This is a genomic window from Candidatus Hakubella thermalkaliphila (genome assembly GCF_013281975.1).
Classification (GTDB): domain Bacteria; phylum Actinomycetota; class Humimicrobiia; order Hakubellales; family Hakubellaceae; genus Hakubella; species Hakubella thermalkaliphila.
The window spans coordinates 1-4,870 of the sequence record NZ_BLRZ01000118.1 but is presented as its reverse complement, the minus strand read 5'-3'; the positions used below and the strand labels follow the sequence as shown (position 1 = coordinate 4,870).

At 51.4% G+C, this 4,870-nt stretch carries 5 protein-coding genes and 2 pseudogenes; 6 read left to right on the top strand and 1 reads right to left on the bottom strand.

Annotated elements, in window-relative coordinates; translation table 11 throughout:
* From HW443_RS09365 to HW443_RS09340, 6 genes and pseudogenes are all read left to right on the top strand, one after another.
* Nucleotides 1–386 (top strand): annotated as a pseudogene (locus HW443_RS09365) ([FeFe] hydrogenase H-cluster radical SAM maturase HydG); the annotation flags it as partial.
* Nucleotides 346–1,428, top strand: a complete 1,083-nt coding sequence (gene hydE, locus HW443_RS09360; RefSeq protein ID WP_246273260.1) for a [FeFe] hydrogenase H-cluster radical SAM maturase HydE — start codon at nt 346–348, stop codon at nt 1,426–1,428. The pseudogene HW443_RS09365 and the gene hydE, both read left to right, overlap by 41 nt.
* A 417-nt stretch (nt 1,429–1,845) precedes the next feature.
* Nucleotides 1,846–2,295: a response regulator gene (locus HW443_RS09355; RefSeq protein WP_176231389.1), complete on the top strand. Its 450-nt coding sequence runs from the start codon at nt 1,846–1,848 to the stop codon at nt 2,293–2,295.
* A 44-nt stretch (nt 2,296–2,339) separates the two neighbouring features.
* Nucleotides 2,340–2,678, top strand: coding sequence for a hypothetical protein (locus tag HW443_RS09350; RefSeq protein WP_176231390.1), 339 nt, complete (start codon nt 2,340–2,342; stop codon nt 2,676–2,678).
* Between the two features lie 96 nt (nt 2,679–2,774).
* A complete protein-coding gene (locus HW443_RS09345) occupies nt 2,775–3,734 on the top strand; it encodes a CBS domain-containing protein (protein WP_176231391.1) in 960 nt (319 codons plus the stop codon).
* The gene (locus HW443_RS09340) at nt 3,731–4,072 is read left to right on the top strand and encodes a DRTGG domain-containing protein (RefSeq protein WP_176231392.1); all 342 of its coding nucleotides are present in this window, start codon (nt 3,731–3,733) and stop codon (nt 4,070–4,072) included. The genes HW443_RS09345 and HW443_RS09340 overlap by 4 nt, the downstream gene beginning before the upstream one ends.
* A 93-nt stretch (nt 4,073–4,165) precedes the next feature.
* Here the strand turns inward: HW443_RS09340 and HW443_RS09335 are convergent.
* A pseudogene (locus HW443_RS09335) lies at nt 4,166–4,732 on the bottom strand (transposase); the annotation flags it as partial.
* Between the last annotated feature and the right edge of the window lie 138 nt (nt 4,733–4,870).

Below are 4,870 nucleotides of genomic sequence, written 5' to 3'. Positions count from 1 at the left end.
ACGCTGCCAACTTGCAAAATCAAGAAGGAAGTAAGCAGCAATTCTTATTAGGCGATACAAGAAGTCTTGATGAAGTTGTCCGGGAGCTTGCCTGGATGGGTTACATTACTTCCTTTTGTACCGCTGGTTATCGGTGTGGAAGGACTGGCAGGCATATAATGGACCTCTTAAGAAGTGGGAAAGAAGGTAAATTCTGCAAGCTGAACGCAGTGCTTACGTTCAGGGAATGGGTTGATGATTTTGCCAGTGAGGAGACTAAAGTTGTGGCTGAAGAAATTATCATTAAAGAGGTGGATGAAATCAAACAAGCAATGCCTGAAATATTTCCTCAATTCATGAAATATTATGAGCAGATTAGACAGGGTGGAAGAGATATCTATTTCTAAGAGACTGAAAATGGAAAGGGCGATATCTATCTCTAATTTCGAAGTTGCGGAGTTGCTGAAAAATGGAGAGGAGAACGAACTCACTCTTTGGGCAGATAGTGTCCGGGCCAGGTATTGTGGAGATGAGGTGCATTTGCGGGGAGTGATCGAGTTCTCCAACTACTGCTGCCGTGATTGTCTCTACTGTGGACTTCGCCGCAGTAATAAAAAACTCCCCCGCTACCGAATGGCAAAGGAGGAAATAGTTGAATGTGCGCTAATGGGGGCTCAGGCGGGAATAAAGACCATAGTGCTGCAATCGGGAGACGATCTTGGGTATCGAGCAGAGGATATTAGCGAAATTATCCAGCAAATTAAAGAGGAAGCAGATGTGGCTATCACCTTATGCGTAGGAGAGAGGGATTACAAAGACTATAGGGCATGGAAGAAAGCCGGGGCTGACAGGTATCTTCTGAAGCATGAGACGGCTAATCCTGTTCTTTATTCAAGGCTTCATCCTGGGCAAACACTGGGGACCCGTCTCGAAATACTGGGTTGGCTAAAAGAGATTGGATATCAGGTAGGAGCAGGCAACATAGTGGGTTTACCCGGACAAACTTTAAGAGATTTAGCCGATGATATTTTGCTTATGAAACAACTGGATGTTGAGATGGCCGGCATTGGTCCCTTTATCCCTCACCCTGATACACCCCTGGGCAGGAAAAATCAGGGAACTCTGAATATGACCCTGAAGGTGCTGGCTCTTGCCAGGATTGTCTTAAAAGATGTTCATCTTCCGGCAACTACTGCAGTAGGAAGTATTCATCTAGAAGGCCGAGAGATGGCTCTACGAGCAGGAGCAAATGTTATAATGCCTAACATAACACCTACGAGATATAGACCATTATATCAAATATACCCGGGTAAGATCTGTATAGATGAAAATATGGACAATTGCCTTGGATGTTTAACAAAGAGGATAGAATCATGTGGGAGAAAGATTGCCCAGAATAGAGGGCATTCTTTGAAGGTAAGATATCAGTCGCCTGAGCTCACGGATTAGCCGAGATTTGCATGCACCTTGACATTCAGACCGAAGCGAGATATGCTAATGACTTGTGAATGATTTCACAAATCATTAGGGATTACTTTGATTCCGTAGAGAAGGATTGTCACGACGAGATAGTTATGGGCGCATTCTCCACTTTTTGAGATGAAGAGAAAGTCACCTGGCGACAAATTATATTATCCCTACAGCGATACTTAAGAATCTTGGTTCAATATGTAGGGCAATTTCTTTAATTGAACCACAACATATTGTATGTATTCAGGTAAGTGACGTTGTAGGGTTATAATACTCTGTAAGAGTGTACATGATCGGAACTTGAATAGAGCGGGCTAGATTGAGAACCGAGGGAGTGCCTAAAGGAACTTTGTCTCACAGCTCGGAGGCTGGAATTGGAGGTCTGGGCGAGAAGATATGAGTAAGTACCGGGGGAGGATTCTTGTCATCGACGACGATATGGACTTTGTCTTGCTGGTGAGCTCCTGTCTGCAGGAGGCCGGCTATCAGGTCAGCCAGGCCTATCAAGGGGGAGAAGGGCTAGGAAAGGTGCGTGAGGAGAAGCCAGATCTCATCATCCTTGACGTAATGATGGAGTCCTTGACCGAGGGGCTACGTCTCTCCTATGACCTTCGGGCTGATCCCCGCTCCCGGGACGTGCCCATTCTCCTGGTGACCTCGTTGAATCGCCAGTTGCGGCCCTTCCTTTTGGGTCAGGAGGAGGCGTGGCTGCCTGTGCAGGGGTTTCTGGAGAAGCCGGTGGATATGGGGGAGCTGGTGAGGAAAGTTGAAGAGCTTCTGAGGTGTTCCGGAGGGGCTCGGAAGAGCGCCGGGGGTACGCCGAAGCCAGAGGCCTGTAAGGAGTAGAGTCAGGATTTTTGTTTCGGGTAGGTCTACCAGGAGGGGAGAGATTGAGACTTCAGGACATTAAGGTACAGCTAGAGGCGGAGCAAGTGGCCGGATCTCCGCGTCCAGAGCTAGAGATCAAAGAGGCGTGCGCCGCGGATCTTATGAGTGACGTGCTAGCCTCTGCTCGGCCAGGATCCCTTCTTCTTACTGGCCTCACTCATCCTCAGGCGGTCCGTGTCGCGGCTCTGGCCTCTCTGGCTGCGGTGGTTTTTGTACAGGGTAAGGAGCCTCTCCGAGATACTTTGGTAGCAGCGGAGGAGAGTGGGCTTCCTCTCTTTGTCACACAACTTTCTCTTTTTGAGAGCTGCGGGCGGCTGTACCAGGCTGGGTTAAGGGGATGAGCAACCCGCCGGACAGCTATTGAGGAGCCAGAGAGGAGGGAACAAGTCACGGGCAGTAGAGGCGGGGGCATCTCCAGCTCTGGGGGGACACGGAGAATGAGAAGCCGGGGGGCAGGAACTCGGACCCAGCTCACCAAGCTGGAAGAGTTGCTGCGGGAGCTCAGGGTGGAGGAAGTCATGACCCGACGGCTGGTGAGCGTCAGTGGTGACTTCACTATGGCCCAGGTAAAGGAGCTCTTGCGCAAACATCGTATATCTGGCGTGCCGGTATTGGAAGGAGAAGCTCTGGTGGGGGTGGTGAGCATCGAGGACGTCACCCGTGCTCTGGAGCAAGGAGAGATGGGGGCTAAGGTACGGGACAGGATGTCCAGGGAAGTAATAACCGTCTTCGCCGACGAGCCCGCGGTGGAAGCAGTGAAGCGCTTCGCTCACACCAAGGTGGGCCGTCTCCCGGTGCTGGACCGTGGGGGAAAAGTGGTGGGGATTCTCACCCCCGGCGATCCCGTGGGAAGGGCTTTTCGGGTGATGGACCTCCGTTACCGGGAGCAGGAGCAGCAGCGTTGGCAGCAGAAGGGTTTAGGGCTGGAGGACCTTTTGGGGGAAGGAGCCAGCCTGGTGTTACGCTTTCGGGTTCAGGGTGAGGATTTTGCAGGTGCGGGGAAGGCTTCCGTTCAAGCCAAGAGAGTCCTGGGGCGTCTCGGATTGGATCCCGGCGCAGTGCGCCGGGCAACCATTGCAGCGTACGAAGCAGAGATGAATCTTATTATTCATACCAGGGGCGGTGAGCTTACTCTCGAGGCTACACCGCACTCCGTGGTTGTGGAGGCGGTAGACAAGGGGCCGGGCATTGTCGATGTGGAACAGGCGCTGCAGCCCGGTTTCTCCACTGCTCCGGAATGGGTATGTGAGATGGGGTTCGGCGCCGGTATGGGTCTTAACAACATCCAAAGCTGCGCCGATGAATTTGAAATAGAGTCGGAAGTGGGCAGGGGCACGCGAGTGCGCGCTGTCGTCCACTTGAGTCAGAGTGGCCGGAAAGACAGGTTAAACAGATGAAGCTTATCGAGATTGCGCAACGCCTGGGTCTGAAAGTAGAGGCTGGTGTGGATCACCTGGAAAATGAGGTCCGCGGGGGCTATGCGGGGGATCTACTGAGCTGCGTCATGGCCCGGGCCAAAACTGGGGATCTGTGGGTGACAGTGCAGAGACACCCCAATATTGTGGCAGTGGCTGTGCTGGTGGGACTCGCTGGCATCGTGGTGACCGAGGGAGGCAATATAGAGCCTGCTACTCTAGAGAGAGCAGAGCAGGAGGGTATCCCGATTCTGGTTTCGTCTGCTTCCGCTTTCCGGGTGGTCGGAGAGCTTTGGGATCTGGGGATACGAGGCGAGTAGCGAGCATATCTGGTATACACGAGGGGATAATGGAGGGCGGCGGAGGAGAGTAGAAAACTTTTTGAAATTTGTATTTTGTGAAATATTTAGGACTTACGCAGTTGGGGTAAGACTGTAGGTAGGGTTACCCAGATAAGCCCGTATTGCCTCCCTGATAATGGACACCTTTGCCTCATACCAACTATTTCCCGTTCGCAACTTGTGTATCTCCAAACGCAGAAATGCCCGCAGCGCATAAAGAAAGTGATTCTTCTGTGCCACCGCCTTCCGTACTTGCGCTCGCTCAATTCCGCAGCACTGCTTGATCCCCCGATGATATACCTCGATCCTCCACCCCTGGCTCTCCAAGTCCTCCCGACTAGCTTCGTCCATCTGAAGATCATCAGTCGCCCAGTATTGCCCGTCCCCGTTTTCAGAGACCGTCCGAAATACCTTGATGAACCCATATCCCTTCAGATGTACCACTCGTCCCTCTGGAGGAATCTTCGCTTGACTGAGGGGAATATTCCCTTCCCCATCAGGATTGACCAAACGGTTACTCTTCAGCCTTGTTAGCCAATGCCAGCCGTAATCTCGGACCCTCTTCAGATTTCCCAAGCTGGCATACCAAGTATCAAACAACACAAAGCTTGGCTCAAAGTCCCGTTCCTTAGCTTCCTTGTGTATTCTGGTCCAAACTTACCACCAATTCCGCTCAAACTTACCACTGATTCTGGATAAGACTTACCAGTGATTCTGGAATTTAATTACCAATTTTTCCTACATATCCAGAACAACTGGTAACTTCCACCAGAATCT

Bases quoted from the DNA above. Each gene is read 5' to 3' on its own strand.
- HW443_RS09340 (WP_176231392.1), top strand. From the start codon at position 3,731: ATGAAGCTTATCGAGATTGCGCAACGCCTGGGTCTGAAAGTAGAGGCT.
- HW443_RS09355 (WP_176231389.1), top strand. From the start codon at position 1,846: ATGAGTAAGTACCGGGGGAGGATTCTTGTCATCGACGACGATATGGAC.
- HW443_RS09345 (WP_176231391.1), top strand. From the start codon at position 2,775: ATGAGAAGCCGGGGGGCAGGAACTCGGACCCAGCTCACCAAGCTGGAA.
- hydE (WP_246273260.1), top strand. From the start codon at position 346: ATGAGCAGATTAGACAGGGTGGAAGAGATATCTATTTCTAAGAGACTG.